Below are 26654 nucleotides of genomic sequence, written 5' to 3'. Positions count from 1 at the left end.
GGAGGCGTTATTGCTGTTGTCCACGTTTATCCTTTGCTGGAGCCGAGCGTCAAACCGGCTACGAAGTGTCGCTGGAGCAGGAGGTAGATCACCAGGGCCGGGATGGCCGTGATCATGGCGCCGGCGGCGATGAGGTTGTAGTTGGAAAGGAACTGGCCCTGGAGGTTGTTGACCGCTGTGGTCAGCGGGAGGCGGTCACCGCTTTGCAGGAAGAGCAGCGGCCAGAAGAAGTCGTTGTAGATGAAGATGACCTCGAGGGTGCCCATGGCGGCCAGGGCGGGCCGGCACAGCGGCATGATGATGCTCCAGTACTGGCGCCACACTCCCGCCCCGTCCACCAGGGCGGCCTCGGTGAGCTCAGGGGAAAGCGCCTTCATGTAGTTGGAGAGTACAAAGGTCACGAAGCCGATCTGGAAGGCTGTGTCCACGGCGATCACACTGATGTACGTGTTGAGGAGGCTCCCGGAATCGCTGACGCTGTAAGGCAGCGGCAGTAATTTGAACATTTCGAACAGCGGCGCGGCGAGGACCTGCGGCGGCAGGAGGTTGCCGGCGGTGAACATGATCAGCAGCGTGATGTTGAACTTCCAGTTGACCCGGCTCACGGCGAACGCCATCATCGACGCGAAGAACAGCACCAGGATGACGGACGGGATAGTGATCAGGGCGGAGTTCCAGGCGTATTGGGCGAAACCGCCCTGGGTCCACGCCTGGCTGAAATTGTCGAAGTTGAAGGACCCGCCGAAGCTGAAATAGCCGTACTTGTCCGTGTCTGCCTTGGGACGCAGTGCGGTGAAGATGGTCCAGACCAAGGGAATGAGCCACATAATGGCGAGCACTATGAGGAACAGGTGGATGCCGTAGTGGGGCTTGCCGCGTTTGGTGTTGGCCGGCTGGCCGGGCCCGACGCCGGTGCTCCGCCCGGTGGGCGAACTGCCCGCCGCGCGTGCATCCGTAGGCTGCGCGATGCTCATGCCTCTTTGTCCTTTCCGAAGGCCCGGGACAGGTAAAAGGTAATGGGTACAAGGGAAATGACAAGGAGGATGACAGCCAGCGCCGATCCGACGCCGATCACCTGACCTTCGCCGACGAGGTTTTGGATGACCAGGGCACTGATGAGTTCCAGGCCGTTGGTGCCTCGGTTGATCACGTAGACGATGTCGAAGGCCCGGAGGGATTCGATCACAGTGATCACAATGATGATGACGTTGACGGGGCGCATGGCCGGGAAGATCACCCGGAAGAAAGTCTGTACCGCGTTGGCGCCGTCGATCTGCGCCGCTTCGCGCAGGGTGGGGTCCACGCCCTTGAGCCCGGCCAGGTAGAGGATCATGACGTAGCCTGCGTGCCGCCATGTTGCGGCGATGAGCGCGGCCCAGATATTGACGCCGGAATCGCCGAACCAGTCCACGGCGTGCGGTGTGCCCGCTGTGCCGAGCAGGAAGTTCAGCAGCCCGCTGTCGCGGTTGTAAAAGAGCTGCCAGATGACGCCGATCAATGCCAGTGAAAGCATCACGGGGGTGAAGAAAATGCTCTGGTAGATCTTGGTGCCCCGGATGTTCTGATCCAGCAGGATGGCCAGCAGGAGCCCCAACGGCGTCGCGATGACTGCCAGGAAGACCAGCCAGAGCACGTTGTGTTGCACTGCGGGCCAGAACGGAGGGTAGTTCTCGGCGATGAACTCGTAGTTGCTGAGCCCAGCGGGCTTGATGTCGTCCAGGCTCAGGCCATTCCACCGGGTGAAGGACAACGCCGCCGAGAGCAGCGTCGGGATCCAGACCAGGACCAGTTGGATCAGCGTGGGCAGGCCCACCATGAAACTCAGGACCCACTTATCGCGGCGGGAGAGCCGCCGGACCCGCCCCGTGCGGGGGGTGGCCGTGCGCCTCACCCCGCCGGGGCTCGTTTTGGAAAGTGTACTCACGGGAAGATGTTCCTTAGTGCCGGATCGTGGTGGCCTGGGTGGCCGCTATTGGGCGGCATAGAGCGACTTGGCCTGGGCTTCCAGATTCTTGACGTCCACGTTGCCGTCCTTGATGAACGACTGGAGCGCCGGGATCATGACGTTGTTCGCCATGGCCGGCAGCGCATCGCGGTCAAAGAACTGGCTGATGCTCTTGGCGTTGGAGATGACGTCCGCCATCTTCTTGCTCAGGGGCGAGAATTTGGACGTATCGGCTCCCTTGGCGGCGGCGATGTTTGAGCTGTCCACGGAGGCGTAAACGTCCTGCCCCTCAGGGGTGCCGAGGTAGGCCAGAAAATCCCTGGCGGACTGGTTCTCGCCGCCCTTCTTTGACAGCAGGAGACCGTCGATGGGTGCCTCGACGGCGTCCCGGCCCTCCATTGCCAGTTCCGGGAACGGGAAGAAATCGATGTCGTCGGCAACAGCCTTGTCCGTGTACTGCTGGGTGAGGAAGGACCCGAGCAGGTACATCCCGGACTTCTTGTCGCCGAGGTTTTTCGCGGAGTCCTGCCAGGTCATGCCGAGGGCATTCGGGTTCTGGAAGGGCAGGAGTGCCTTCCAGGTGTCGAAGACATCGCTGACCTTCTTCTGGTCCCAGGATTCCTTGTGCGCCGTAAGGTCCATATGGAACTGGTAGCCGTTCAGGCGCATGTTCAGGTAATCGAAGGTGCCCATGGCCGGCCAGCCGTCCTTGTCGGCGAACTCGATCGGGATGAGGCCGTCAGCCTGCATTTTTTTGGCCAGGGCTGTCAGCGCGTCAAAGGTGGTGGGAACCTCGTAGCCCTTCTCGGCCCAGAGGCTCTTCCGGTAGAAGAATCCCCAGGGATAGTTGTAGTTGGGGATGAAGTACATCTTGCCGTCTGCGCCGGTGGACGCCTTCTTCATGGCCTCGGAATAATTGCCGCCGATCTTCTCCCAAACGTCGTCGATCGGCGCCAGGAGGCCCTTGCCGGCGTAGTACTGCATGCGATAGCCGGCGAACCAGGTGAAGGTGTCATCCGGACTGCCCTGGAGGTAGGTGTTGATCTTGTTCTGGAAGTCGTTGTGGGGAACCACGTTGGTGTTGACAGTGACGCCGGATTTTTTCGTGAAGGCATCCGTGACGGCCTTGTAGGCGTTCTTGGGTACTTCGTCCGATGAACCCGACCCGAAAGTAACTGTCTTGCTGCCGCCGCTGGCGCCGCCTGCCGGGCCGCTGCCGCCGGTGCATCCCGCCAGCAAGGGAGCGCTGGCAATGGCAAAAGCACCTGCACCAAACGTCTTCAGCAGCGTCCTCCGGTCCCACCCGCCCTGGCTTGAAGCCCGGCGCAACGCGTCTTCGTGCATGGTCATGATTTCTCCTTTGAAACAGTGCGGGTGGTGTGAAGCAGCTCACATTAATAACTATCATAAACGCACAATAAGGAACGTCAAGAGGCAAAGGCGAACATTGTGGAAGGGCGGCTTACGCTGTTCGGGTTGCGGATGTAACACGGATGCAACCAGCGGGACATTCGGGTGAAACTGCCCGGCCGCACCATAAAAGGTGCGGCAGCCTTTCCGGGCCGTTCTCTGCTCGAAGGGTTATGCAAATGCCTACTCCGTTCAACCAGAGCGTGGCGGATTCCGCGCTCCTGACCAAGTCGCTCCCACTGGGCCTGCTGCGGGCTTTCGTCCAGTCAGATGCCGCAGACGAAGGGTTCACCCCCACCCTGCTGGCGGAGCTCAAAGCCTTGGCCCGCGTCCCCGGGCTGCTCGTGGCCTGCAACTACGGCGGCACTCTATGCGCCGCCGAGGGTATCTCCACCGAAACCCTTCCCTTGGGCAGCGCCGCCATCGCACTGCGCGCGCTGGCAGCCCTGCCCAACACTCACGCCGCCGTCATCTCCGGACGCTCCCTGCGCGATCTCGCAGCAGTGTCCCGCCTCCCCGCGGAGGTCCATCTGATCGGCTCGCACGGTGCCGAATCGGACATGCAGTTCGCACACGTCCAGCCACTGGCCACCGAGGTGACCCTGCAGAAAGTCAGCACTGCGCTCTCCGAAGCGGTGGGCTTCCAGGAAGGCGTCTGGATTGAACGCAAGCCCGTTGCCGTCTCCGTACACACCCGTCCGGCATCTCCGGATGTTGTGGAGTCCGTGACGGAAACTGCGAGGGAAATCGCCCGGGCCCACGGGCTGTTCTTTATCGTGGACGGGTCCGTGCTGGACCTCTCGGTGGTGGAGCCGTCCAAGGCCGACGCCTTGGAAAGCCTCAGGTCCCGGCTTGGCGCCAGCGCTGCCCTGTACGCAGGGGACGCCTACAGTGATGAACTGGCCATCGCCACCCTCCGCGGCCCGGACCTGGGCCTGCACGTCGGGCCCGGGGATACGGCGGCCGCGCACCGGCTGCGGGACCCGGAATCGTTTGCCAGGGTCCTGGCCATCCTCTTTGAGCTCCGGCGCGCCTGGCTGTTCGGCGAGGATGCCGTGGGACTCGAACGGCACACCCTGATCGGGAACGGTACCTCAACTGCCCTGCTGACCCCGGACGCCAAGGTCTGCTGGATGAGCCACCCGCTGCCTGATTCAGGTTCGCTGTTCGCCCACATCCTCGGCGGGGATGCCGCCGGGCACTTCTCCGTAGAACCGGTTAAGGCTTCGCAGGTGCTGGGCCAGCGGTACGTGGACAGCACCATGATTGTGGAAACCCGGTGGGCGGACGTGACCGTCACGGACTACCTCGAACCGGCGCCGGAAGGGATCACCAGCCTGGTCCGCGTCCTCTCCGGCACCGGCGCCGCAAGGATTGTCTTTGCACCCCGGCCGGATTATGCCAACGTTACCTTCAGCATGGAGGCGCGCGGCGACGAGCTGCACATCGTGGGCACGTCGGACCCTGTTGTGCTGTTCGCGCCCGGCGTCAGATTCGTGATCACTTCCGACGGCCGGCACGGTACTGCGACGGCCACGGTGAACCTGCAGGACGGGCCCGTGGTCCTCAACCTTCGTTGCGGGGACACAGAACCGGACGCTGCGGATCCGGATGGCGAAGTAGACCGGCGTTCCGGCGTGGCCCTGCACTCCCGCCGGTGGGTACAGGACCTGGAGCTCCCGTCCGTGAAGCCGTCACTGGTCCGCCGTTCCGCACTGGTGCTGCGTGCCTTGGTGCATGAACCCACGGGTGCGGTGCTGGCTGCTCCAACGACGTCCCTGCCGGAGGGAATCGGCGGAACAAGGAACTGGGATTACCGCTACTGCTGGCTGCGGGACGGATCCATGACAGTGAACGCGCTGGTGGACCTGGGCTCCACTGCGGAGGCGGCCGGGTTCCTGAGCTGGCTGGGCCGGATCGTGGAGCACGCTCCGGGCCCGGAATGGCTCCATCCGCTGTACTCGGTCACGGGGGCGCAGCTGTCCACGGAAGCCATCATCGACAGCCTGCCCGGTTATGCCGGCTCCCGTCCGGTCCGGATTGGAAACGCCGCAGACCACCAGGTCCAGCTGGACGTCTTTGGGCCGGTCGCCGAACTAATCGACGCACTCAGCGGACGGACCGGCACGCTGGCCGACGACCATTGGGACCTGATGGTGCAGATGGCCTCGGCTGTGCTGGCCCGCTGGCATGAAGCCGACCACGGCATCTGGGAAGCCCGGCGGCCGCCCCGGCACCATGTTTATAGCAAGGTGATGTGCTGGGTGACGCTGGACCGGGCGCTCCGGACCGCCGCCCGGCACGGCAAGGCGCCCGAACCCGCGTGGGAGCCCACGGCACAGGCCATCCGCGAGGAGGTCCTCCGCGAGGGCTGGGATGACACGGCACGCTCCTACACGGTGGCCTACGACAGCCCCGACCTGGATGCGGCGGTCCTGCACATTGGGCTGTCCGGCCTGCTGGACGTCACCGACCAGCGCTTCCTGGACACCGTCACGGCCGTGGAACGTGAGCTCCGCGTGGGACCGACAGTGTTCCGGTACAGGTACGACGACGGCCTGCCGGGTTTGGAGGGCGGCTTCCACATCTGCACCACCTGGCTTATCGAGGCGTACGTTGCGGTGGGCAGGATTGAGGAGGCCTGGGACCTGTTCGACCAGCTGGTGAACCTGTTCGGGCCCACCGGGCTGCTGCCGGAGGAGTACGATCCCAGCACGGAAACGCACCTCGGCAACCATCCGCAGGCCTACTCCCACCTGGGCTTCATCCGCTGCGCCCGGCTCCTGGACCAGCACCGGCCGGAGGCCAGGGCGCAGTAGATATCCCGTGGCCAGCGGGAAGCCGGAAGCGCCTGGCGCGACGCGGACCCTACCGGGATGCCGAGAAGATCTGCGGTGCGGGCCGGGTGCCGGTAGCCAGGTCCGCGAGGATCCGTCCCACCACCGGAGTGAACTTGAAGCCGTGCCCGGAGAAGCCCGCACCGATGACCACAGGTCCGATCCGGTCAAGGATGAAGTCTTCGTCGGGTGTGGTGGTGTAGGTGCAGCTGATGGCCTCGAAGGAATCAGCGTCGACGCCGGGCAGCCAGGTCCGGGCGTAGTCCTGCAGTGCCGCGAGCTGGACGGGTTCGGGGAGGAAGGACCGCCTGTCCGGATCTACCTCCGGGCCAACTCCGTGCCAGCCGGCCTTGATGCCTTCACCTGGCGTCTGCATCCCGTAGACAGGTGAATGCCAGTCCTTGTAATCCGCCCCGGGTCCGGGAGTGTGGTTGAAGCCGGGCCACACAGCCTGTTCATCTGCGACACGGAAGTGCGCCGGCTGTTCCTGCGTGACCCTCAGCGGGGGAATCCTTAGCTTCCCTCGTCCGGCCGCCCCGGACAGCAGTTTCGCCGTCCAGGCGCCGGCAGTCACCACTGCCTGCGCGGCGGTGACCACCTCGATCGTGCCGGTTGCGCGGGGGTCGCCCGCGCCGCCGCCCGTCCCGCCGCCGTTCTCGCCGCCGCCGTTCTCGCCGCCGCCGTTCTCCAACGTGAGCCGGACGCCGTCGTCCATCATTTCCAGGTCAAGCACCTTGGTGTGGTGCCGGATCTCGGCGCCGCGGGCAGCGGCGAGCCGCTGGAAGGCGGGGAGCGCGGCCTCAGGGTTCAGCTGGCCGCCGTCGGGCATGTAGAGCACCTGCTGGTCGAAACGGATGCCCCGCCACCGCTCGGCGGCCTCATCGGGGCGGAGCGACTCAGCCCGGATGCCTGCCTCGGTGAGAGCGGCCTGAACCAGCGGTAGCCGCGGATCAGGTCCATGGTTGACGATGCCCGTCCGGGTGAGCAACCGCTCGCCGCTGTCCTGCTCGAGCTCATCCCAGAGTGCCAGCCCCTCGGCCAGCATGGCCACGTACTCCGGCCGGGAGTAGCCCGGGTTCAGGTTCCTGGTGCTGCCGTGCGAAGCCCCGTTGTGGTGGCCCGGGCCGAACTGTTCCAGCAGGGTGACCTGCCGGCCACGGCGGGCCAACGCCCAGGCGGCGGCGGAGCCCATTGCTCCGCCGCCGATCACAACAGTGTCAAGGATGGTTCCCATGTGGCTCCTCAGGTCCGGTCAGTTCAGCAGCAGGGCGACGCCGATCATGGCGGGTACCGCCACCACCGTGGTGATCAGCACGGTGTCCTTGGCCACGGTGAGGCCGGTGGAGTAGCGGCTGGCGGCGACAAAGACATTTTGCGCCGTGGGGAGGGAAGAAACCACCACCACTGCGAACAGGGCCTGGCCTTCGAGCCCCAGCACGAAGCGGGCAAAAGCGTAGGCAATGGCCGGCTGCACCACCAGCTTGAAGGCGCTCGCCAGAACGGTATCCAGGCGCCTTGCGGTGGCGGCCTGCAAGGGGCGGCTGCCGTGCAGGCTCATGCCGAACGCGATCAGCATGGCAGGGATGGCCGCGCCGCCGATCAGGTGGATGGGCTCCAGGACCAGGGCCGGCACCTGCCAGTTCATCCCGGCCACCAGCAAGCCCAGCGCGGACCCCACAATCATCGGGTTCCGGAGGATCATGAGGATGAAGCCCAGGGGCGTGGTGCGGTGGCTGCTGGTGCTGGCGTCCAGGATCATCAGGAAGAGCGGGGTGAAGAAAGCCAGCTGGAAGATCAGCAACGGCGCCACATAACTGGCGTCGCCCAGGACGTAGACGGCGATGGGGATGCCTAGGTTGGCGGAGTTGGCCAGGGACGCGGCCATGGAGGACATCAGCGCCTCCGGCAAGGCACGCTTCAGGATGAACTTCACGATGCTGAAGAACATCAAGGCGCTGGCGATCGCTGCCACCGCGGTGACCAGGAGGGGTTCGGCGAAGACTTCCCGCAACTGTGCCTTGCTCAGGGTCTCGAACAGCAGGGCCGGGCTGGCCACAAAAAACGTGAGGGCGCTGAGGACCTGGCGGGCGTTCTCGCCCAGGATCCGCTGCCGGCCCACGAACCAGCCCACCATGATGATGAACCAGACCACAAAAAAGCCCTGCAGCACGCCTACCAAGAGGAGCCTCCGAGGGCGCGGAGGCGGTGTGTGCCGGGACTCACGCTCCGGCTAGGCGGTGGCGTTATTGAGCGCGAACGGCGGTCGCATCAGGCCTGGGGTGTGGCCCTCAGCCGGATCGTTTCCGATCTGGACGATTCTGTTGTCCCTGTCCACGTGGACAACCTTCGGATCGTAGGCCTTGGCCTCTTCCGTGGTCATCTGGGCGTAGGTAATCAGGATGACAATGTCATTCTCGTGCATCAGGTGCGCAGCGGCGCCGTTAATGCCGATCACACCCGAGCCGCGCTCGCCGGCGATGGTGTAGGTTTCCAGGCGCGCACCGTTGGTGACGTCCACGATGGCCACGAGCTCGCCGGGAAGAATGTCGGCAGCATCGAGGAGGTCCAGGTCAACGGTCACCGAACCTACGTAGTGGAGGTCGGCGTGCGTGACGGTGGCCCGGTGGATTTTGGACTTGAAGATTGTGCGATTCATAAGGCGTCCAGTCTATCGCCGGCCTCCGGCGTTGCGCTGTGACGTACCAAACAGGGACGCGCTAAACAGGAGCGCATCGCCGGAGCGCACTCAAGGAAGCGGACGACGGCGGGCGGCAGGGCGCCGTCGTATGTCACTGCCCCATCGGTCCGCTTACCGACGCGGCGGTGGCGGCGAGCGTCTCCCGGGCGGCAAGGATGGCGGGCCGCTGCGCGCTGGAGCGGCGCACTGAGGTGAACACGGTGCGGTGCGGATCGCCGGGCAGCTCCAGCAGGTGGGCGGTGGTGCCGCGGCCGGTCCAGACGAGGTCCGGCATCAGGGCCACGGCATTCCCGGACTCGATCAGCCTGATCTGCGCCTGGAGATCGGCCGTTTCGAAACGCACATCGGGTTCGAATCCCGCTGTCCGGCAGGCCTGCTCCGCCCAGTGCCGGGAGGCGGCGCCCCGGGGTTCCATGACCCAGGGGAGTGCCGCAGTGTCTTCGAGGGAACGGATGGCGGGCCCGCCATCGGACGCGGGTGGAACGGCGAGCCGGATGGCGTCGGTGGTCAGTTTGACGCGGTCCAGCTCCGGATACCTTGGCGCGGCGTGGCCTGGATACTGTTCGGCAATCACCAGGTCGAAGTCGCGTGCCCAGGTCTCGTGCAGGGCGGTTTCCGGCTCCCGCTGGGTCATCTCGATCCGCACCTCCGGGTACTCCGCCGTCATCCGCGTCAGGGTGCCCGGCATCAGGGCCAGCGCCGCGGACTGGAAGACGGCGATCCGGACAGTTCCGGTGACGGTGATCAGCGACGCCGCCAGGTCTGCCTCGGCCTGTTCCAGGGTCTCGAGCAGCTGGGAGGTATGCGCCACCAGGACTTCCGCCTGCGGCGTCAGCTGGACCCGGCGTCCGGTCTTCCGGAGCAGCTCCACGCCCACTTCCTTCTCGAGCAGTGCCAGTTGCTGCGAGACCGACGACGGGCTGTACTGCAGTGCCTCCGCGACCTCCGCCAGGGTCCCCCGGATTTTCAGTTCGCGGAGCAGCCTGAGGCGCCGGACATCGAGCATGGCCACATTCCTTGATGAATCTAATGGATATTGGTTAGAAAGATTCACTTTATCTAACGCAAAGACTGCTTGCATACTGGTGTCCTGAGTTACCCCCATCACAGCCCACGACGGGGGCGCCGTCATGGGGCCGCACCCCACGCAGGAGTTCCTGATGAGCACACGAGACATGAGCCAGTCGATTATGCGGCGCAAGCCCATCGACGACATCGAAGAAGAAAACAAACACAGCGGACTATTCAAATCCCTCGGGCTTTGGCAGCTGACTGCCATCGGCGTCGGCGGCATCATCGGCGTCGGCATTTTTTCCCTCGCCGGACTGGTGGCCCACGGCAGCGAGAGTGAACCCGGGGTAGGCCCTGCGGTGCTGTTCTCCTTCCTGATCGCGGGCCTGGCGTCTGCGGCGGCCGCCCTGTCGTACGCCGAGTTTGCCGGCATGATCCCACGCGCCGGCTCCGCCTACACCTACGGTTACGTGGCGCTGGGCGAAGTGATCGGCTGGTTCATCGGCTGGGACCTGCTGCTCGAATACATTGCCATCGTGGCGGTGGTGGCCATCGGCATTTCCGGCTACTTCGACGCCTTCCTCTCCGGTATCGGCCTCCATATGCCTGTCTGGATGACCTCGACGGCGGACGAGGGCACCGGGGGCGTCGTCAACATCCCCGCGGTGGTGGTGTGCCTGATCGTGACCTGGATCCTGTCCCGCGGCACCAAGACCTTCGGCCGCTTCGAGCTCGTCGCCGTCGCCATCAAGGTCGTCCTGATCCTGTTCATCATCGGCCTGGGCATCTTCTACATCAACACCAACAATTACAACCCGTTTATGCCCAGCGGCTTCGGACCGGTGCTGGCCGGCTCGGCAACCGTGTTCTTTGCCGTCTTCGGCTACGACGCGATGAGCACGGCGGCGGAGGAAGCCACGGATGGCAAGAAGCACATGCCGAAGGCGATCATCCTGTCCCTGATTGTGGCCATGCTGCTCTACGTCGCGGCCACGCTGGTCCTCACCGGCATGCAGAACTACCGGGACATTGACCCCAAGGCGGGCTTCGCCTCGGCCTTCAACGGTGTGGGCTTGCCGGTGATTGCCACCATCATCTCCGTCTTTGCCGTGCTGTCCATCCTCACCGTCATGCTGACCTTCCTGCTCGGCGTCACCCGCGTCTGGTTCTCGATGAGCCGCGACGGGCTGCTGCCCGGCTGGTTTGCCAAAACAGACCGGCACGGCACCCCACAGCGTGTCACCTGGATCGCGGGCGTGGCTTCGGCGCTGCTGGCCGGAGTCTTCCCGATCAAGGCCGTTGCCGATCTGACCAACATCGGCATCCTGGCCGCGTTCGTCGTCGTCTGCCTCTCCGTGATCATTTTCCGCTACAAGAAGCCAGACGCCCCGCGCACCTTCCGGCTGCCGTTTATGCCCGTGGTGCCGCTCTTCGGCATGCTCGCCTCGGCGTTCCTGATGCTGCAGCTGCACTGGGAGACCTGGCTGCGGTTCGTCGTGTGGCTGATTGTGGGGCTGGCCATCTACTTCTTCTACGGCCGCAAGCACTCCCTGATGAACCCCGACAGCCCGCGCCACGAGGAGGCAGTGGAGATGCACCGCCCCATCGCCTGACCCCCGCCCACCCAGCCGCCTGATCCTTCCGTCACCCTGGGACGCTCTCTCACTTAATGTGGGTTTTTTCCCAACGCTCTATCAGTTAATGCGGCCCGTGACCGGATGCTCTCTCGCTTTCTTTAGGAAAGTGAGAGAGCATTTCCGGTTTCCTGCGTTAAGTGAAAGAGCGTTGCCCAAAAAACCGCATTAAGTGAGAGAGCGTTGGGTGTTGGAGGGCTTCAGAAAGGATTGGGTTTTCTAACCTGTATTGCTTAGAAAAGATCGCTTTATCTTAAGTGATTCCAAGCTCATACTGATGGATAAGACCCCTTCGCACCGAAGAAAGAGCGAGCAATCATGACCCACACTGCAACGGAAATCTCCGGCCGGACCGACGTCCCCCAGGCCCGGGCCCTCGCCGCAGAGACCATCGCGCTGGTCCGCCGTTGGCTGACCGAAGCGTCAAAAGTTCCGGTTGACGCTTCGGCCGAGCAGCTCGCCGGTGTGCTGAAGGATCCGAACGGCCTGGACTTCACTGTCGGATTCGTCGACGGTGTGGTCCGCCCCGAAGACCTGAACGTCGCCGCCCGCAACCTTGCCGCCCTCGCCCCCAAGGTGCCGGCCTTCCTCCCTTGGTACATGCGCCGTGCAGTGCAGCTCGGCGGCACCATGGCCCCGGTCCTGCCGCAGGTTGTCATCCCGATCGCGCGCAGGGTTCTCCGCGAGATGGTGGGCCACCTGATTGTGGACGCCACCGACGCCAAACTGGGCCCGGCCATCGCCAAGATCCGCAAGGACGGCATCAAGCTCAACGTCAACCTCCTCGGCGAAGCGGTTCTGGGCGAGCACGAGGCCTCCCGCCGGCTTGAGGGCACCCACACGCTCCTGGCCCGTCCGGATGTGGACTACGTCTCCATCAAGGTGTCCTCCACCGTGGCTCCGCACTCCGCCTGGGCCTTCGACGAGGCCGTGGAGCACGTGGTTGAGAAGCTCACCCCGCTGTTCGAGCGCGCGGCTTCGTTCGCGCACGCAGGCAACAAGGCCAAGTTCATCAACCTGGACATGGAGGAATACAAGGACCTGGATATGACCATCGCGGTCTTCACCAGGATCCTGGACAAGCCCGAATTCAAGAACCTCGAGGCCGGCATTGTGCTGCAGGCCTACCTCCCCGACGCCCTCGCCGCCATGATCCGCCTGCAGGACTGGGCCGCGGAGCGCCGTGCCAACGGAGGTGCTGCCATCAAGGTCCGCGTGGTCAAGGGCGCCAACCTGCCCATGGAACAGGTGGAAGCGTCCCTGCACGACTGGCCGCTGGCCACCTGGCACACCAAGCAGGATTCGGACACCAACTACAAGCGCGTCATCAACTACGCCCTGCACCCGGACCGGATCAAGAACGTCCGGATCGGCGTGGCCGGCCACAACCTGTTCGACATCGCTTTCGCCTGGCTCCTTGCCAAGCAGCGCGGCATCGCGGATACCGCAGAGCAGAGTATTGAGTTCGAGATGCTGCTGGGCATGGCCCAGGGCCAGGCCGAAGCCGTCAAGAAGGACGTCGGTTCCCTCCTGCTCTACACCCCGGTGGTGCACCCGGCCGAGTTCGACGTCGCCATCGCCTACCTGATCCGCCGCCTCGAAGAAGGCGCCAGCCAGGACAACTTCATGTCCGCCGTTTTTGAGCTGAGTGAAAACGAAGCCCTGTTTGAGCGCGAGAAGCAGCGCTTCCTCGCCTCGCTGGACACGCTCGACGACGAGGTCCCCCCGGCCAACCGGCAGCAGAACCGCAGCCTGCCGCCGCAGCCCCTGCCGCACGATTCGTTCGACAACACCCCGGACACGGACCCGTCCCTGCCCGCCAACCGCGACTGGGGGCGCGCCATCCTGGACCGCGTCCCGTCCTCCACGCTGGGGAACGCCGCCGTCGAAGCCGCCACCATCTCCGACGAGGCAACGCTCAACACGGTGATTGAGACGGCCGTTGAGAAGGCCAAAGCCTGGGGCGCGCTGTCCGGTGACGAGCGGGCTGAAATCCTGCACCGCGCCGGCGACGTCCTCGAGGCCCGCCGCGCGGACCTGCTTGAGGTCATGGCCAGCGAAACCGGCAAGACCATCGACCAGGGCGATCCCGAGGTCAGCGAGGCCGTGGACTTCGCGCACTACTACGCCGAGTCGGCGCGCAATCTGGAAAAGGTCGACGGCGCCACGTTCGTCCCAGCGAAACTCACCGTCGTGACCCCGCCGTGGAACTTCCCGGTCGCCATCCCGGCAGGGTCCACCCTCGCGGCACTCGCCGCGGGCTCCGCCGTCGTGATCAAGCCCGCGAAGCAGGCCCGCCGCAGCGGTGCCGTGATGATCGAGGCGCTGTGGGAGGCAGGCGTCCCAAAGGACGTGCTGACCATGGTGCAGCTGGGTGAGCGCGAGCTCGGCAAGCAGCTGATTTCGCACCCGGCCGTGGACCGCGTGATCCTCACCGGCGGCTACGAGACCGCGGAACTGTTCCGTTCCTTCCGTAAGGACCTGCCGCTTTTGGCGGAGACCAGCGGCAAGAACGCCATCATCATCACCCCCAGCGCAGACCTGGACCTCGCCGCGAAGGACGTCGCCTACTCCGCGTTCGGCCACGCCGGCCAGAAGTGCTCCGCCGCCTCACTGGTGATCCTGGTGGGTTCGGTGGCCACGTCCAAGCGGTTCCACAACCAGCTGATCGACGCCGTCACGTCCCTGAAGGTGGGCTACCCGCAGGACCCCACCAGCCAGATGGGCCCCATCATCGAGCCCGCCAACGGCAAACTCCTCAACGCCCTCACCACCCTCGGCGAAGGCGAGACCTGGGCGGTGGAACCGAAGAAGCTGGACGAAACGGGCCGGCTCTGGAGCCCCGGCGTGCGCCACGGCGTCCGCCGCGGATCCTACTTCCACCTCACCGAGTTCTTCGGACCGGTCCTCGGCGTGATGACCGCCGGCACCCTCGAAGAAGCCATCGCCATCCAGAACCAGATCGAGTACGGGCTCACCGCCGGCCTGCACTCCCTGAACCCGGATGAGCTGGGCATCTGGCTGGACTCCATCCAGGCCGGGAACCTGTACGTCAACCGCGGCATCACCGGGGCCATCGTGCAGCGCCAGCCGTTCGGCGGCTGGAAGAAGTCGGCAGTTGGTGCGGGCACCAAGGCCGGCGGACCGAACTACCTGGCCGGCCTCGGCGACTGGATCAGCCAGGCCAGCACGGCAAGTGCCGCCGTCACGAACGACGGCGTCCGCAGGATCGCCGCCGCGGCCGGAAACTCCCTGGAACGGGCCGAAACCGAGTCGCTGCAACGGTCCCTGGCGTCCGACGCCCAGGCGTGGGCCGACGAGTTCGGCACCGCCAAGGACGTGTCCGGCCTCAGCGCCGAGCGGAACATCTTCCGCTACCGTCCGTTGCCCGTCACCATCCGCCTCTCCGAAGGCGCCCCGCTGGCACACCTGGTACGGACTGTCGCCGCCGGCGTTCAGGCGGGATCGGCTCTCACCGTTTCCACCGCCGTCGAACTCCCCGTCCAGCTGCGGGCCGTCCTCACCGGCCTGGATATCCCAGTCACGGTAGAGTCCGACGCAGGCTGGCTGGCTTCGGCGGCCCGCCTCGCCAAGGCGGGCGTGCTGTCCGGCGCGCGGATCCGCCTGATCGGCGGCGACGCCACCGCGCTCGCCGAAGCTATCGACGGGCGACCGGACGTGGCGGTCTACGCCCACCCGGTGACCGAAGCCGGCCGCGTTGAATTGCTGCCGTTCCTGCACGAGCAGGCCATCAGCATCACTGCCCACCGGTTCGGCACCCCGAACCACCTGTCGGCTGCCCTGATCTAGGCGGATTCAGGGCGCCGCGGGCAGGCTACGAAAAAGAAAGTCCCGACGACCACCAAGGGCGGCCGTCGGGACTCTCTGTTTGTTATGAGGGGCCGCGCCTGAGGCGCCGGCCGGAGACCATTGGAAGTTAGCCCAGATACCAGCCTGGGGGAGTCCACGACGTGGGGACGTTGTGGGCGGAGAAATCTTCGCAACGGGTGCAGGTGTAGGCGACTTCGCCCAGTGTCCTGACCGCCCCGTCACGCCGGAATACCGGAGGGACATACGATTCGAGATAGATAAATTCGTCCGTGCCGCACTTGTCGCAGGTTGGCTTACCTACGTACTCGGCGGCGTGGGTGATGCCGGCGCTGTAGCTGGGATGATGCGTGACCAGGGGGCGAACGGTGTTATGTCGTGGAGCATACGCAGTGTGGAAATGGGTGTTCTCGGCTGTCGTCATTGGCTGCCTTCCCGAGCACGGCCGCCCCATGGGCCGCGGGGCGCGCTCGTAGTGTTGAACCGGCCTCTGCTTGACCCCATGGAGAATCCAGCATAGAGGAAGCGGGGTTTTTATTCAATGGTTTTGCGAAATTATGGGCGCGCTTAGGCCGACTTTTTGAGAGTCCGGCCTACAATGGCCTGCGTCAGGGCATCGATCACTTCCGCGTTGGCCAGCGGGTTGCGGATCAGAGTGAAATCAACGTCGCCCACCGGCGGTAAATCGAAGGTGCGGGTGATGATCTTCAGGTCTTCCGGGACCAGGGACGTCGGCATCACGGCGACGCCGATGCCGGCCCGGAGTGCCGCCAGGACGCCGCTGATCTGCCGGGTGGTGCACGTAATGCGCCAGGTCCGCCCATGGGATTCAAGCGCATCGATGGCCAGTTTCCGGCTGAGGCTGGGGGAGGGGTAGGCGATCAGCGGCACCGGGTCCGCGGGTTTGAGGGACGTCTGCTCCAACCCTACCCAGGAGAACGTATCGTGCTGGACCACGGTTCCGTCCTTGGCGCCGGCCACCCATTTCACAAACACCAGGTCCAGTTGGCCGGCGTTGAGCTTTTTGTACAACTGGTCGCTCTGGCCAACGGTGAGCTCAAGGTTGATCTGGGGGTAGACCTGCCGGAATTCACGCAGGATCCGGGGGAGCCCCGTGATGGCCAGGTCATCGGCCGTGCCGAAGCGAAGCCGGCCACGCATGGCCGAGCCGGAGAAGTAGCGGGCGGCAGCATCGTGGGCCGACAGGATGTTGCGGGCGAACCCGGCCATGGCGTCACCGTTGTCCGTCAGCCGGACGTCGCGGGTGTCGCGGCTGATGAGAACGCGTTTGGCGGCGGTCTCCAGCTTGCGGACGTGCTGGCTGACCGTTGGCTGTGCCAGGCCCAACCTTTCGGCGGCCTTGGTGAAGCTCAGCGTTTCCGCCACGGCAAGGAATGAGCGAAGCTGCGCGGGTTCAAACACGGCGGACTCCTTTGGCGCTGCGAGCGTTGGTGCGGGCAGCATTGCGTTTCGTGATGGTAGTTATAGACACGATACGTCTACATAATCAGTGGCAACCAGCCTAGCGTGGGGAGCACCCCAACTCGCCCGCTTCCCTGAGGACATACTCGTGGCTCCCCCACCGCCAACATCGGCAGCAGTCAGCCAGCCCGTCATCGATTCAGCGTCCGCCGCGGCAAACTCCGCCGCAGCCTCCGCGGCCGCCGTCCAAACCCAGCCCATCGGCGTCGTCAGCGAACACCTCCCGTGGCGCCACACCTTCATCTCCTTGAAAATCCCCAACTTCCGCATCTTCGCGATCGGGCACTTTGTGGCTGTGGTGGCCCTGTGGATGCAACGGATCGCCCAGGACTGGCTGGTGCTGGAACTCTCCGGCTCCGTCACCGCCGTGGGCATCACGGTGGCGCTGCAGTTCATGCCGTCCCTCCTGCTGGGACCGTGGGGCGGCATGTTGGCCGACCGGTTCGCCAAACGGAAAATCCTGATGCTGTGCCAGAGTATGGCGGCGATCTTGGCAGCAGCCCTCGCGACGCTTTCCCTCACAGGCACCATCGAGGTGTGGCATGTCTACGGCATCGCCCTGGTGCTGGGCCTGGTGACTGTGCTGGACCAGCCCGCGCGCCAGGTCTTTGTCAACGAGCTGGTGGGCCCCAAGTACCTGCGCAACGCGATCAGCGTCAACTCCACCACCTTCCAGTTAGGCGGACTGATCGGCCCGGCACTCGCCGGACTGCTGCTCACCGCCGTCGGTGCCGGCTGGGCCTTTGCCGCCAACGCGGTGGCATGCTGCTCCACCGTGACCATGCTGCTGCTCCTGCGGAAGGACCAGCTGTTCGTCAGCGCGCCGGCCCCCAAGAAGAAGGGCATGCTGCGAGAGGGGCTGCGGTATGCGCTCAGCAAGCCCACCATCTACTGGCCGTGGCTGATGGCCGGGTTCATCGCCGTGTTCGCCATGAGCCTGCCGGTCCTGCTCGCCGCCTTCGCGGACCACGTGTTCGACGTCGGTGCCGGCGGCTATGGCCTGCTCAACGCGCTGGTGGCACTCGGCGCGCTCGCCGGTGCGGTTGCCTCAACCCGCAGGCGGCAGCTGCGGCTCCGGTCCGTGGTGTTCTGTGCGGGCATGTACGGGCTGATGCTCTGCCTCGCGGCGCTGGCCCCGTCCATGCTCTGGTTTGGTGCGGTGATGGTCCTGTCCGGATTTTGGTGCCTGATGTTCCTGACCGGCTCCAACCAGTTGGTCCAGATCAGTTCCAACATGGCTATCCGCGGACGCGTGATGAGCCTGTACATCATGGTTCTCATCGGTGGCCAGGCCATCGGCGGCCCGATGCTCGGCTGGATTGCCGAGCACGTTGACCCGCACGTTGCACTGCTGGTGTCCGGCGGGGTGCCGGCACTCGCCGCGCTGACGGTCGGCGCCGTCCTGGCCCGCAAAGCTGCGTTGAAGCTCCGCGTGGACCTTAAGGACCGCCGCCACCTGGTGAAAATTGTCAGCCGGGCGGCAGCGGGCTAGGCCCAGGGGGAGGGGCAGGGCCCTACACCGGCAGAGCAGGGCGCTACGCCGGCAGGTGCGGGTACTCCGCCTGGCGCTGCTGGAACTCAAGCACGTCCTTGTTGCGGACCACGCCCGCGCGGATTTCGATGGCGCGCGAAATCGTCTCGTTCGCGTCCCAGGCCGCGGGACCACCCAGGACTGTTTCCAGGAACGGCAACAGCGCCTGGCTGATCTCCCAGCTGGCGGAGTTCCAGAGGTAGGACGGGCTGTGGTCCACCGCGTAATAGTTGATGTGGTCCCCGATGGTGAACATCGGTTCGGTGAACGTAGTGGAACGCGCCCAGCTGAAGCCCATGCCCTCGTCGCACGAAACGTCAACGATCAGGCTGCCGGGAGTGAACGCTGCCAGATCCTCGGTGCGCAGGTACGTCAGCGGATTGTTCGGATCCTGCAGCGTGCAGTTGACCACAATGTCGCTTTCGGCCAGGAACGGTGCCAGCGGAACCCGGCCACGCTCGGTGATGACCTGGCTGAGGAAGGGGGCTTCGTCGTCGTGATCAAACTGCACGATGTTAACCGAGTGGATCGGGGCGCCCACCGCGGCGACACCGCGGTTGGTCAGCACCTGGACATCATGGATGCCATGCGCGTTCAGCGCGGTGACGGCACCGCGGGCGGTAGCCCCGAAACCGATCACGACGGCGCTGAGCCGGCGGCCGTAGTCACCCGTCGAGCCGGTCAGTGAGAGGGCGTGCAGCACTGAGCAGTACCCGGCCAGCTCGTTGTTTTTGTGGAACACGTGCAGGCCGAAACCGCCGTCGCTCGCCCAGTGGTTCATGGCCTCAAAGGCGATGAGCGTGAGCTTTTTGTCGATGGCCAGCTGCGTGATCGCGCGGTCCTGCACGCAGTGCGGCCATCCCCAGAGGACCTGGCCGTCCCGCAGTTCGGCAAGGTCCTCCGGCTGCGGTTTGGGCAGGAGCACGACGTCGGCCTCCGCCAGCAGCGCTTCCCTCGTGGCCAGGCTTCCCACCAGGGTGGAGAGATGCTTGTCCGAGACGCCGAAGCGCTCGCCGTAGCCCTGCTCCAGAATGATGCGCCCGCGCAACTCAGGGGCGATGCGTTCGAAATGCAGGGGATGGATGGGGAGGCGGCGTTCGTCGGGTTTCCGCGTTGAGGCCATCACTCCCAGGGTCAGCTTGTCAGCCATGTTTGCTCCTGTAGCGGAACCGAGGAGGTCCCTGACTTCCGACGATACAGGGCGGCACCTAACGGGCTCCCACCCAAGGAACCTGTGAGTCATCCGGCGCGGCGAAGATTGTGCCCGCAGCTTCACGGTGTGAAAATGACGCTCTGGGCACTGCGCCGGGCAGGCCTTGCGGAACTACGGGAACACCACCATGGGATCCATCATGATTGAAAGCACCGTCCTCATCCCTTGCGCTCGTGCGGAGGTTTACGCGTTCTGCGTGGACGGGGAGGCCCGCGCCGCGGTGCCCGGCCCGGATGGCGTGACGGTTCACTTCCACGACCAGGTGCAGGACCGTTCCTGGACCGAAATACACGAGGCCCGCACTGAAACCATCACCTGCACCTGCGTCGTCTATCCTGTGGCGGACAGCACTCGGCTCACCGTGACCGCGCAGTATGTTCCCAAGGGGCTCGGCCGGCTGTTTTCCGCAGCCAAGGAGGGCGCGTACCGGAAACAGGAGGAGGCGCGGCTGGCAGCGCTGAAGAAGGCCGTGGAGCGTGGGGTCAGGAAGTCGAGGAGTGCCCGCTAACGGGCAGGCTGTTCGCAGTGGAGCGGCTGACGGGAATCGAACCCGCGTATCAAGCTTGGGAAGCTAGCGCTCTACCATTGAGCTACAGCCGCGCGGCCCCAGGTGCGCGGGGCAGAACTTAGCTTAGCGCAGATGCGACCCCGTCCCGGCAACGCAGCCCACGTGACGGGGCGTGTCTGCCTCAGGACCGGTTGCGCGGCGTCATCCAGTAACTCTTCAATAACGGCCCCGCCCGTGGCTAGGTGCGGGACAAAACCAGTGGCTACTGTGAACCCGTTAGCTGCAGTGTCATGGGGGTGGGGCGGGCTACTACCACTGGCCCGACGCTCACCGAAGGATCTCCATGGCATTCGCAGAACACGAGGTACTCGTCCCGCGTGATGCCCTGGACGTCTATACCTTCCTGATCGACGGCATGAATCTGCCAAAGTGGCGCACCGGGATCCGCAGCATCAGCGTCTCGTCCGGGGTTGCCGGTTCCAAGGGGTCGGTGTACCAGCAGACAGTGCTGGGCCGGTCCGGCTGGCCCATACCCGCCGACTTCGAAATTACGGAAGCAAGGCCCGGAGCCGAAATCCGCTACCAAGTCATTGCCGGGCAAAACCGGCCCTCAGGCGGGTACTACCTCAGCACCGAACCCGCAGGAACGCGCGTCCGGTTCGCGCTCGAATACCAGCCCAAGGGACTGCGCGGACTGATGAACACCGGCATCCAGCGGGCCATGCAGGCTGAAGTTGGTCAGCTGGAGCGACTTAAGGACGTGCTGGCGGTCGCGTCGGCCGAATAGTTCCCACCGCGCGGAGATCCCGGCGAAGGGGTTCCCGCGCGGCCGAGGCCCCGCTACTGCGCCAGCCGCTGGCCAGTCCAGCTGCCAGTAATGGCCGACGGCGATGCAAGGGTTCCGCCGGTCAGGTCCCAGTACTGCACCACATCGTTGGCCCGGCGCAGAGCTACCCCCGTCGAGTTCAGGCCCGTGACATCGCGCAGCGGACGGATGCCTGTCACGTCCGTCCAGCCGGTGGCCACAGTGGCCCGGGCTTCGGCGCGCGGCGCCGGAGTGCCGGCTCCGCGGTAAAGCTGCACAGCGCCGTCGGACTTTCGCGCCAGGAGGTCCTGGAAGCCGTCAGCGTCATAATCCACCATGCTCAGGCGGGTGGCTGAGACTCCGCTGGCCATCAGGGTGCGCGAGGACATGTCGGCCAAACCGACGTTCGGGTACAGGTAGAGGTAGCCGGCAGTGTCCAGCGCCACGAGCTGGGGCAACCGGTTATTGGCGCACCAGCCGCCGACGGCGAGCGTCAGTGTCTCCCAGCCGCTGCTCCCCAGCGTGACCGGCGCCTGGAACCCTCCGCCGGCGATTCCCCTTTGGAGGGTCAGGCTGCCGTTGGTCCACTGGGTCAGAAGGTCGTAGACGCCGTCGCGGTCCCAGTCCGGGGTGAAGACTTCCTTCGCCCCTGTGAACCCGGAGCCGATGACCTTGGCTGCCCCGTAAGACCGGTTCCCGGTGGCGGGGCGGTTGAGAAGCTGGCCGGAAGAGTTGATGGACACGAGATCGGCAGGACTGTTGATGGCCGCGCCGCTCAGGTCCAGGGTGGGCGGCATGTGCTTGACGGCGGGATCGCACATGGTGGGCGTAGCAGGGGGAAAGGCGGTGCCGCCGCTCGGGCTGCCGCCTGGCGAGGAGACAGTGCCTGCCGGGAGGGTGGTGTAGCCGAAGAAGTTCACTACGCCCCAGATCCTGTACAGGCTGTCTGTGTAGGAGATTCCGGCGCCCATGACGTTGAAGCGCGGGTCGAGCAACATGGCATTGTGGCCGGGCGAGCCCTTCCACCATTCCACCAGCTGCGCGGCGTCGCGGTCGGTCCGGATGGCGATGACCTCGCCGGCGCTGCTCGGGCTCATGGCGCGGGGATCCGTCCAGAAACTGGCACGGTGTTCAATGACCTCGCGGCTGGCGATGTTGTTTGACCACTCCTGTGCCAGGCCGGCCACCGTGGGATGGTACTTGACCGTGGCCAGGCCATTCGCGACCCGGTACTCGTTGATTTTGTTGAAAACAGTCAGGATGGCGGCCGCGTTGTTGTCCGGGACCAGTGCCTCGGTGGCAAGGGACCCGGGGGCAAGGGACTCCGTTGCGAAGGTCTGCGGGGCGGGAGCTGTGGCCTTGTTCTGCGCCAGTTCCTCCTCGGGAGCCCAGAGGGGCGGCACGGAAGGCACTTCGGGTGCGGGCACCTCGGAGGTGGTGGTAGCTGGTGCAACCTCGGCTGCCGGCTGCGGCACCGCTGCTACGGGTGCCGGGTTTTGTCCCCCGGCGGGCGACGCCGCCGTGATCACCGGTTCCACGGCGGGGGCGAGCAGCGACCCGCTGCCGGTATCCGCACCGCGTACGCCGCCGTCGTCGTCCGCCATGCCTGCGGGACCCAGCGCGACCGCTCGTGGCCCGAAGGCACCGGCGGCCCCGGCCGATGGCTGGTTCGCCGGCGGGGCGGAATGCAGGCCGGCGGCCGGAGAGACCAGGGCGAGGGCACACAACATAGCCACAACGGCGGGTGCCGCAAAGTTTTTCAAACCAACCCCAGATCAGTTCAGTTCAGTTGTACCAGCCGGGAGACCTCCGGTGGCTGACATCCTGAGGCAACATTAGCCCCACTAGGCGACAGCAACAACGAAAAATGTGCGCTGTGGACAACGCATAGTAATTTGGGAGGCGTGCTGATCTCTGACCGCGACATTCGCGCTGAACTGGACTCCCAACGGATCGTCCTCGAACCCTACGATCCCGCCATGGTCCAGCCATCGTCGGTGGACGTGCGGATCGACCGGTTTTTCCGTCTCTTCGACAACCACAAGTACGCCCATATCGACCCCGCCGAGGAGCAGCCCGAGCTCACCCGCCTGGTCGAGGTGGACCGCGGCGAGCCCTTCATCCTGCATCCGGGCGAGTTCGTGCTCGGCTCCACCTACGAGGCCGTTACGCTGCCGGACGATATCGCAGCCCGCCTGGAAGGCAAGTCCTCCCTCGGCCGGCTGGGCCTGCTGACGCATTCAACGGCCGGGTTCATCGATCCGGGATTTTCCGGGCACGTCACGCTGGAGCTGTCCAACATGGCCACCCTGCCCATCAAGCTCTGGCCGGGGATGAAGATCGGCCAGCTGTGCTTCTTCCGGCTGACGTCCGCGGCTGAACACCCCTACGGCTCGGGCGACTACGGCAACCGCTATCAGGGCCAGCGCGGCCCGACCGCCAGCCGCAGCCACCTGAACTTCCACCGCACCGAGATTTAGGCGCGTTTCCGGGCGGCAGGCCCGATGGGTTCCACGCCAGGGGAGAGCCTAAGCGCGCGCAGGCTCCTGGGTTGGCGGGCGGAGTGCCTTCACCACGGGCTCCACATAACGGGCGGCCAGTGGCCCGATGATGGCCATCAGCAGGACGTAGGCAGTGGCAAGTGCTGCGAGGTCGCTGGGGACCACGCCGGAGGCCACGGCCAGGCCGGCGATGACAATGGAGAACTCGCCGCGGGCTATCAGGGCGGCGCCCGCACGGAACCGGCCGGGCCGGCCGATGCCTGCACGCTTGGCTGCCCAGATCCCGGTGAGCATCTTGGTGACGGCGGTGATCACGGCCAGGACCAGCGCCCAGCCGAGGACCGGGGGGATGGACGAAGGATCGGTGTTGAGCCCGAACGCCACAAAGAAGATGGCGGCAAACAGGTCCCGCAGGGGCTCGAGGATCCGGGTGGCGCTGTGGGCCGTGGCGCCGGAGATGGCGATGCCGAGCATAAACGCGCCCACCGCCGCGGAGACCTGCATGGCTGAAGCCACGCCTGCCACCAGCAGGGCGGCACCCAGCAGGTTGAGCAGGAAGACCTCGGAGTTTTCGCTGTGGACCGCCTTGGAGACGTGGTGGCCATGCCGGAGGGCGACCATCAGGACGAAGGTGACCACTGCCAGGGAAACGCCCACGGTGGTCAGGCCGCCCAGGAAACTCACCCCGGCGAGGGTGGCGGTGAGGATGGGCAGATAGACCGCCATGGCCAGGTCCTCGAACACCAGGATGGACAGCACCACAGGTGTTTCGCGGTTGCCGAGCCGGCCGAGGTCAGTGATCACCTTCGCGGCGATACCGGATGAGGATATATACGTGACGCCGCCCATCACCATGGCGCCCACCGGACCCCAGCCCAGCAGGAACGCAATCCCGGCACCCGGGGCGAAATTCAGCACCAGGTCAAGAACACCGGCCTGCCAAGACCTGCGCAGACCGGTGAAAAGCTCGGCAGCCGTATATTCCAATCCGAGCATAAGCAGCAGCAGGATCACGCCGATTTCGCCGGACAAATGTGCGAATTCGTGCATACCATCAAGCTTGACCACCCCGCCTGCGCCGAAGGCGAGTCCGCCCACGAGGTAGAGGGGAATGGGTGACATTCCGATCCGTCCGGCCAGCCTGGCCAACAGGCCAAGGCAGAACACAACGGCCCCCAGTTCAATGAGGGTCAGGGCCAGCGGGTCCATGACGTTCAGCCGTTGCGGAGGATATCGGCCGCCGAGTCGAGGCCTTCTTGCGTTCCCACTGCCACCAGCAAATCACCCGAATGAAGTACGACGTCGGGTCCCGGCGACGGGAGCACCTCGCCTTCGCGCATGATCGCCACAATCGAGACCCCGCAGCGGGTGCGGATGCATGCCTTGCCCATGGGCTGGTTCTGGAACGGGGAATCGGGGGCAATGGAGAATTGCCGGGTCACAATCCCGGGCACGTCCCGGTGTTCCTCGGTCAGCTTCATGGCCAGGTGCTGCCCGCCCAGGAGGTTGCCCAGGGTGGCTGCCTCATCCCCGGTCAGGGGAATGGAAGCCTGGCAGGTATCGGGATCGTCCCAGGTGGAAACGATGAGTTCCGTCTGGCCTTCCCGCAGCTCCACCACGCCGATGCGGCGCCCGGAAGCGGTCATGAAATCCTTCCGCCGGCCCAGGCCGGGGAGGTCCGTTTCGTCCACGTTCATACTTCCAGCGTAGTCTCCGCAGGCCGTTTTCGGTTGTTGGTACGCCGCTCAGGAAAGCAGGTCGGCAAACCGGCGCGATGCCGTGGCCTGTCGTCCCCTATGAGGCGGGGACCAGTGCGATTGATGCCTTGTTCGGCGGTTTCACCGGGAGCAGGACCAGCAGGCCGGCGACCAGAACCACCATGATGCCCAGGATTCCCCAGCGCTGGGCCTCGCCGGGAGCGACCAGGGGAGTGGCCAGCGTGATGCACAGGGTGAACAGTGCCGGGGCGAGGAAGCTGACGGCGCGGCCGGTGGTGGCGTAGAGGCCGAACAGTTCGCCGGTCTCTCCGCTGGGTGCAAGGCGCGCCAGATAGGCCCTGGAGGATGACTGCGCCGGGCCCACGAACAGGCAGAGGAACAGCCCAAAAACCCAGAATGTGGTGGCGCCGGCCCAGGCCATACCGAAGAGCACGTAGCTGCCGTTGCCGAGGAGGAGGATCATGGTGCCGGCGATCAACAGGCCCACAAGGGAACCCATGATCACGGCCTTGGGCCCTACCCGGTCATCCAGGAAGCCGCCCACCACGGCGCCCACCGCCGCTACCACGTTGCCGAAGATGGCGAAGAAGATGACCTGGGACAGCTCAAAACCGAAGGTGCCGGCCGCAATGATCCCGCCGAAGGTGAAGACTGCCGCGAGCCCGTCGCGGAAGACTGCGCTGGCGAGGAGGAAGTAAATCGTGTGGGGGCTCGTGGCGTAGATCGCCTTGATCCGGCGGACCAGCAGGCCGTAGGAGGCCAGGAAGCCCAGCTGTTTAGCCCGCGCCGGCCGCGGAAGCTCCGGAACTGTGAACAGGACAGGAAGGGCAAAAATGAAGAACCACAGCGCTGAGAATACGGCCACGAGCCGGATGTTGAGGCTGCCTTCCGTGGAGGCGCCGAACCAGTCGAAGCTGGGCTGCACAAAAAGTTGCAGCACCACCAGCAGGGCCACAATTCCGCCGAGGTAACCCATTCCCCAACCGAATCCGCTGACCTTTCCGATGTTTGCCGGGGTGGATACCTGGGTGAGCATGGCGTTGTAATTGACGCCGGCGAACTCAAAAAACACATTCCCCAACGCAATCAGGGAGACGCCCAGCAGCAAAAACTCCGGGCGGGGGAAAACAAAGAAACACAGCCCCGTCAGAATGGCGACGGCCGCCGTGTTGACTCCCAGCCAGAGCTTGCGCCGGCCGCCGTTGTCCGAGCGCTGCCCCGTCACCGGAGCGAGCAGGGCGATGGCGAGGCCTGCGATGGCCAGCGCACCGCCAAGGACGGCCGAGGCCTGGTCCTTGTCCCCGAAGGCGGTGGAGGTGAGGTAGACGGTGAAGACGAACGTTGTCATCACCGCGTTGAACGCCGCCGAGCCCCAGTCCCAGGCAGCCCAGGCGAGCACGCGGCCCTTGCCGGCGGTGTGGGTTCCGGATGCGAGTTCCGATGGCGGCTGTGTGGCCTCACGAGCGCTGGCAGTGTCCATAGGCTGAATCGTATCCGCCCATGGCGAACAGGACGGGCATAATACGCCTGACA

At 65.2% G+C, this 26654-nt stretch carries 20 protein-coding genes and 1 tRNA gene; 7 read left to right on the top strand and 14 right to left on the bottom strand.

The window, feature by feature from the left end:
* Nucleotides 1–26 precede the first annotated feature (26 nt).
* From AC1MCD_RS18565 to AC1MCD_RS18555, 3 genes are read right to left on the bottom strand one after another with little or no spacing between them, the layout of a single operon-like run.
* A complete protein-coding gene (locus AC1MCD_RS18565) occupies nucleotides 27–974 on the bottom strand; it encodes a carbohydrate ABC transporter permease (RefSeq protein WP_498674098.1) in 948 nt (315 codons plus the stop codon).
* Nucleotides 971–1924: a carbohydrate ABC transporter permease gene (locus AC1MCD_RS18560; protein WP_498674097.1), complete on the bottom strand. Its 954-nt coding sequence runs from the start codon at nucleotides 1922–1924 to the stop codon at nucleotides 971–973. Before AC1MCD_RS18560 ends, AC1MCD_RS18565 begins: the two co-directional genes overlap by 4 nt.
* A gap of 45 nt (nucleotides 1925–1969) precedes the next feature.
* Nucleotides 1970–3295: an ABC transporter substrate-binding protein gene (locus AC1MCD_RS18555; protein ID WP_498674095.1), complete on the bottom strand. Its 1326-nt coding sequence runs from the start codon at nucleotides 3293–3295 to the stop codon at nucleotides 1970–1972.
* 239 nt (nucleotides 3296–3534) lie between these two features.
* On the opposite strand from AC1MCD_RS18555, the gene AC1MCD_RS18550 reads away from it, so the two are divergent.
* On the top strand, nucleotides 3535–6174 hold the full coding sequence (locus AC1MCD_RS18550; RefSeq protein ID WP_498674093.1) for a trehalase-like domain-containing protein: 2640 nt from the start codon (nucleotides 3535–3537) through the stop codon (nucleotides 6172–6174).
* Nucleotides 6175–6223: 49 nt separating this feature from the next.
* On the opposite strand, the gene AC1MCD_RS18545 is transcribed toward AC1MCD_RS18550, so the two are convergent.
* The 4 genes from AC1MCD_RS18545 to AC1MCD_RS18530 all read right to left on the bottom strand — a co-directional run bounded on the left by AC1MCD_RS18545 (nucleotide 6224) and on the right by AC1MCD_RS18530 (nucleotide 9896).
* Nucleotides 6224–7426 carry an FAD-dependent oxidoreductase gene (locus AC1MCD_RS18545; RefSeq protein WP_498674091.1) on the bottom strand — a complete coding sequence of 401 codons (1203 nt, stop codon included), beginning with the start codon at nucleotides 7424–7426 and terminating at the stop codon, nucleotides 6224–6226.
* Between the two features lie 18 nt (nucleotides 7427–7444).
* Nucleotides 7445–8371: an AEC family transporter gene (locus AC1MCD_RS18540; protein WP_498674089.1), complete on the bottom strand. Its 927-nt coding sequence runs from the start codon at nucleotides 8369–8371 to the stop codon at nucleotides 7445–7447.
* Between the two features lie 51 nt (nucleotides 8372–8422).
* Nucleotides 8423–8848 carry an aspartate 1-decarboxylase gene (gene panD / locus AC1MCD_RS18535; RefSeq protein WP_498674087.1) on the bottom strand — a complete coding sequence of 142 codons (426 nt, stop codon included), beginning with the start codon at nucleotides 8846–8848 and terminating at the stop codon, nucleotides 8423–8425.
* Between the two features lie 133 nt (nucleotides 8849–8981).
* The gene (locus AC1MCD_RS18530; RefSeq protein ID WP_498674084.1) at nucleotides 8982–9896 is read right to left on the bottom strand and encodes a LysR substrate-binding domain-containing protein; all 915 of its coding nucleotides are present in this window, start codon (nucleotides 9894–9896) and stop codon (nucleotides 8982–8984) included.
* Between the two features lie 154 nt (nucleotides 9897–10050).
* Here AC1MCD_RS18530 and AC1MCD_RS18525 point away from each other — a divergent pair, with 154 nt between their 5' ends.
* Both AC1MCD_RS18525 and AC1MCD_RS18520 read left to right on the top strand, forming a co-directional pair.
* On the top strand, nucleotides 10051–11514 hold the full coding sequence (locus AC1MCD_RS18525; protein ID WP_498674082.1) for an amino acid permease: 1464 nt from the start codon (nucleotides 10051–10053) through the stop codon (nucleotides 11512–11514).
* A gap of 339 nt (nucleotides 11515–11853) precedes the next feature.
* The gene (locus AC1MCD_RS18520) at nucleotides 11854–15345 is read left to right on the top strand and encodes a bifunctional proline dehydrogenase/L-glutamate gamma-semialdehyde dehydrogenase (RefSeq protein ID WP_498674080.1); all 3492 of its coding nucleotides are present in this window, start codon (nucleotides 11854–11856) and stop codon (nucleotides 15343–15345) included.
* Nucleotides 15346–15930: 585 nt separating this feature from the next.
* Here AC1MCD_RS18520 and AC1MCD_RS18515 read toward each other — a convergent pair.
* Entirely contained in the window at nucleotides 15931–16785 is an 855-nt protein-coding gene (locus tag AC1MCD_RS18515; RefSeq protein ID WP_498674078.1) for a LysR family transcriptional regulator, read from the bottom strand.
* Between the two features lie 148 nt (nucleotides 16786–16933).
* Between AC1MCD_RS18515 and AC1MCD_RS18510 the strand changes: the two genes are divergently transcribed.
* On the top strand, nucleotides 16934–18337 hold the full coding sequence (locus tag AC1MCD_RS18510) for an MFS transporter (RefSeq protein ID WP_498674074.1): 1404 nt from the start codon (nucleotides 16934–16936) through the stop codon (nucleotides 18335–18337).
* A 43-nt stretch (nucleotides 18338–18380) separates the two neighbouring features.
* Here AC1MCD_RS18510 and AC1MCD_RS18505 read toward each other — a convergent pair whose 3' ends face one another.
* Complete coding sequence (locus AC1MCD_RS18505) at nucleotides 18381–19526, bottom strand: N(5)-(carboxyethyl)ornithine synthase (RefSeq protein WP_498674072.1); 1146 nt, start codon at nucleotides 19524–19526, stop codon at nucleotides 18381–18383.
* A 202-nt stretch (nucleotides 19527–19728) separates the two neighbouring features.
* Between AC1MCD_RS18505 and AC1MCD_RS18500 the strand changes: the two genes are divergently transcribed.
* Nucleotides 19729–20097 carry an SRPBCC family protein gene (locus AC1MCD_RS18500; RefSeq protein WP_498674071.1) on the top strand — a complete coding sequence of 123 codons (369 nt, stop codon included), beginning with the start codon at nucleotides 19729–19731 and terminating at the stop codon, nucleotides 20095–20097.
* 18 nt (nucleotides 20098–20115) lie between these two features.
* On the opposite strand, the gene AC1MCD_RS18495 is transcribed toward AC1MCD_RS18500, so the two are convergent.
* Nucleotides 20116–20189, bottom strand: a tRNA-Gly gene (locus AC1MCD_RS18495).
* Between the two features lie 251 nt (nucleotides 20190–20440).
* On the opposite strand from AC1MCD_RS18495, the gene AC1MCD_RS18490 reads away from it, so the two are divergent.
* Nucleotides 20441–20884, top strand: a complete 444-nt coding sequence (locus tag AC1MCD_RS18490) for an SRPBCC family protein (RefSeq protein WP_498674070.1) — start codon at nucleotides 20441–20443, stop codon at nucleotides 20882–20884.
* Nucleotides 20885–20937: 53 nt separating this feature from the next.
* Here the strand turns inward: AC1MCD_RS18490 and AC1MCD_RS18485 are convergent, their stop codons facing one another.
* On the bottom strand, nucleotides 20938–22665 hold the full coding sequence (locus tag AC1MCD_RS18485) for a CAP domain-containing protein (RefSeq protein WP_498674068.1): 1728 nt from the start codon (nucleotides 22663–22665) through the stop codon (nucleotides 20938–20940).
* A 141-nt stretch (nucleotides 22666–22806) separates the two neighbouring features.
* On the opposite strand from AC1MCD_RS18485, the gene dcd reads away from it, so the two are divergent.
* Nucleotides 22807–23382, top strand: a complete 576-nt coding sequence (gene dcd / locus AC1MCD_RS18480) for a dCTP deaminase (RefSeq protein ID WP_498674066.1) — start codon at nucleotides 22807–22809, stop codon at nucleotides 23380–23382.
* Nucleotides 23383–23430: 48 nt separating this feature from the next.
* Here dcd and AC1MCD_RS18475 read toward each other — a convergent pair whose 3' ends face one another.
* From AC1MCD_RS18475 to AC1MCD_RS18465, 3 genes are all read right to left on the bottom strand, one after another.
* Nucleotides 23431–24612 (bottom strand): cation:proton antiporter, encoded by a 1182-nt coding sequence (locus tag AC1MCD_RS18475; protein ID WP_498674064.1) that lies wholly within the window; start codon nucleotides 24610–24612, stop codon nucleotides 23431–23433.
* A gap of 5 nt (nucleotides 24613–24617) precedes the next feature.
* Nucleotides 24618–25100 (bottom strand): cation:proton antiporter regulatory subunit, encoded by a 483-nt coding sequence (locus tag AC1MCD_RS18470; protein WP_190990410.1) that lies wholly within the window; start codon nucleotides 25098–25100, stop codon nucleotides 24618–24620.
* Nucleotides 25101–25197: 97 nt separating this feature from the next.
* Nucleotides 25198–26601 carry an MFS transporter gene (locus AC1MCD_RS18465; protein WP_498674060.1) on the bottom strand — a complete coding sequence of 468 codons (1404 nt, stop codon included), beginning with the start codon at nucleotides 26599–26601 and terminating at the stop codon, nucleotides 25198–25200.
* Between the last annotated feature and the right edge of the window lie 53 nt (nucleotides 26602–26654).

The sequence above is a fragment of the Arthrobacter sp. BF1 genome (assembly GCF_056680215.1).
This window is presented reverse-complemented; position numbering and strand designations above follow the sequence as displayed.

What these genes read in the sequence shown, in the direction of transcription:
- AC1MCD_RS18565 (WP_498674098.1), bottom strand. Translation starts at nt 974, where the DNA reads ATGAGCATCGCGCAGCCTACGGATGCACGCGCGGCGGGCAGTTCGCCC.
- AC1MCD_RS18555 (WP_498674095.1), bottom strand. Translation starts at nt 3,295, where the DNA reads ATGACCATGCACGAAGACGCGTTGCGCCGGGCTTCAAGCCAGGGCGGG.
- AC1MCD_RS18550 (WP_498674093.1), top strand. Translation starts at nt 3,535, where the DNA reads ATGCCTACTCCGTTCAACCAGAGCGTGGCGGATTCCGCGCTCCTGACC.
- AC1MCD_RS18545 (WP_498674091.1), bottom strand. Translation starts at nt 7,426, where the DNA reads ATGGGAACCATCCTTGACACTGTTGTGATCGGCGGCGGAGCAATGGGC.
- panD (WP_498674087.1), bottom strand. Translation starts at nt 8,848, where the DNA reads ATGAATCGCACAATCTTCAAGTCCAAAATCCACCGGGCCACCGTCACG.
- AC1MCD_RS18530 (WP_498674084.1), bottom strand. Translation starts at nt 9,896, where the DNA reads ATGCTCGATGTCCGGCGCCTCAGGCTGCTCCGCGAACTGAAAATCCGG.
- AC1MCD_RS18525 (WP_498674082.1), top strand. Translation starts at nt 10,051, where the DNA reads ATGAGCACACGAGACATGAGCCAGTCGATTATGCGGCGCAAGCCCATC.
- AC1MCD_RS18520 (WP_498674080.1), top strand. Translation starts at nt 11,854, where the DNA reads ATGACCCACACTGCAACGGAAATCTCCGGCCGGACCGACGTCCCCCAG.
- AC1MCD_RS18505 (WP_498674072.1), bottom strand. Translation starts at nt 19,526, where the DNA reads ATGGCTGACAAGCTGACCCTGGGAGTGATGGCCTCAACGCGGAAACCC.
- AC1MCD_RS18500 (WP_498674071.1), top strand. Translation starts at nt 19,729, where the DNA reads ATGATTGAAAGCACCGTCCTCATCCCTTGCGCTCGTGCGGAGGTTTAC.
- AC1MCD_RS18490 (WP_498674070.1), top strand. Translation starts at nt 20,441, where the DNA reads ATGGCATTCGCAGAACACGAGGTACTCGTCCCGCGTGATGCCCTGGAC.
- AC1MCD_RS18475 (WP_498674064.1), bottom strand. Translation starts at nt 24,612, where the DNA reads ATGGACCCGCTGGCCCTGACCCTCATTGAACTGGGGGCCGTTGTGTTC.
- AC1MCD_RS18470 (WP_190990410.1), bottom strand. Translation starts at nt 25,100, where the DNA reads ATGAACGTGGACGAAACGGACCTCCCCGGCCTGGGCCGGCGGAAGGAT.
- AC1MCD_RS18465 (WP_498674060.1), bottom strand. Translation starts at nt 26,601, where the DNA reads ATGGACACTGCCAGCGCTCGTGAGGCCACACAGCCGCCATCGGAACTC.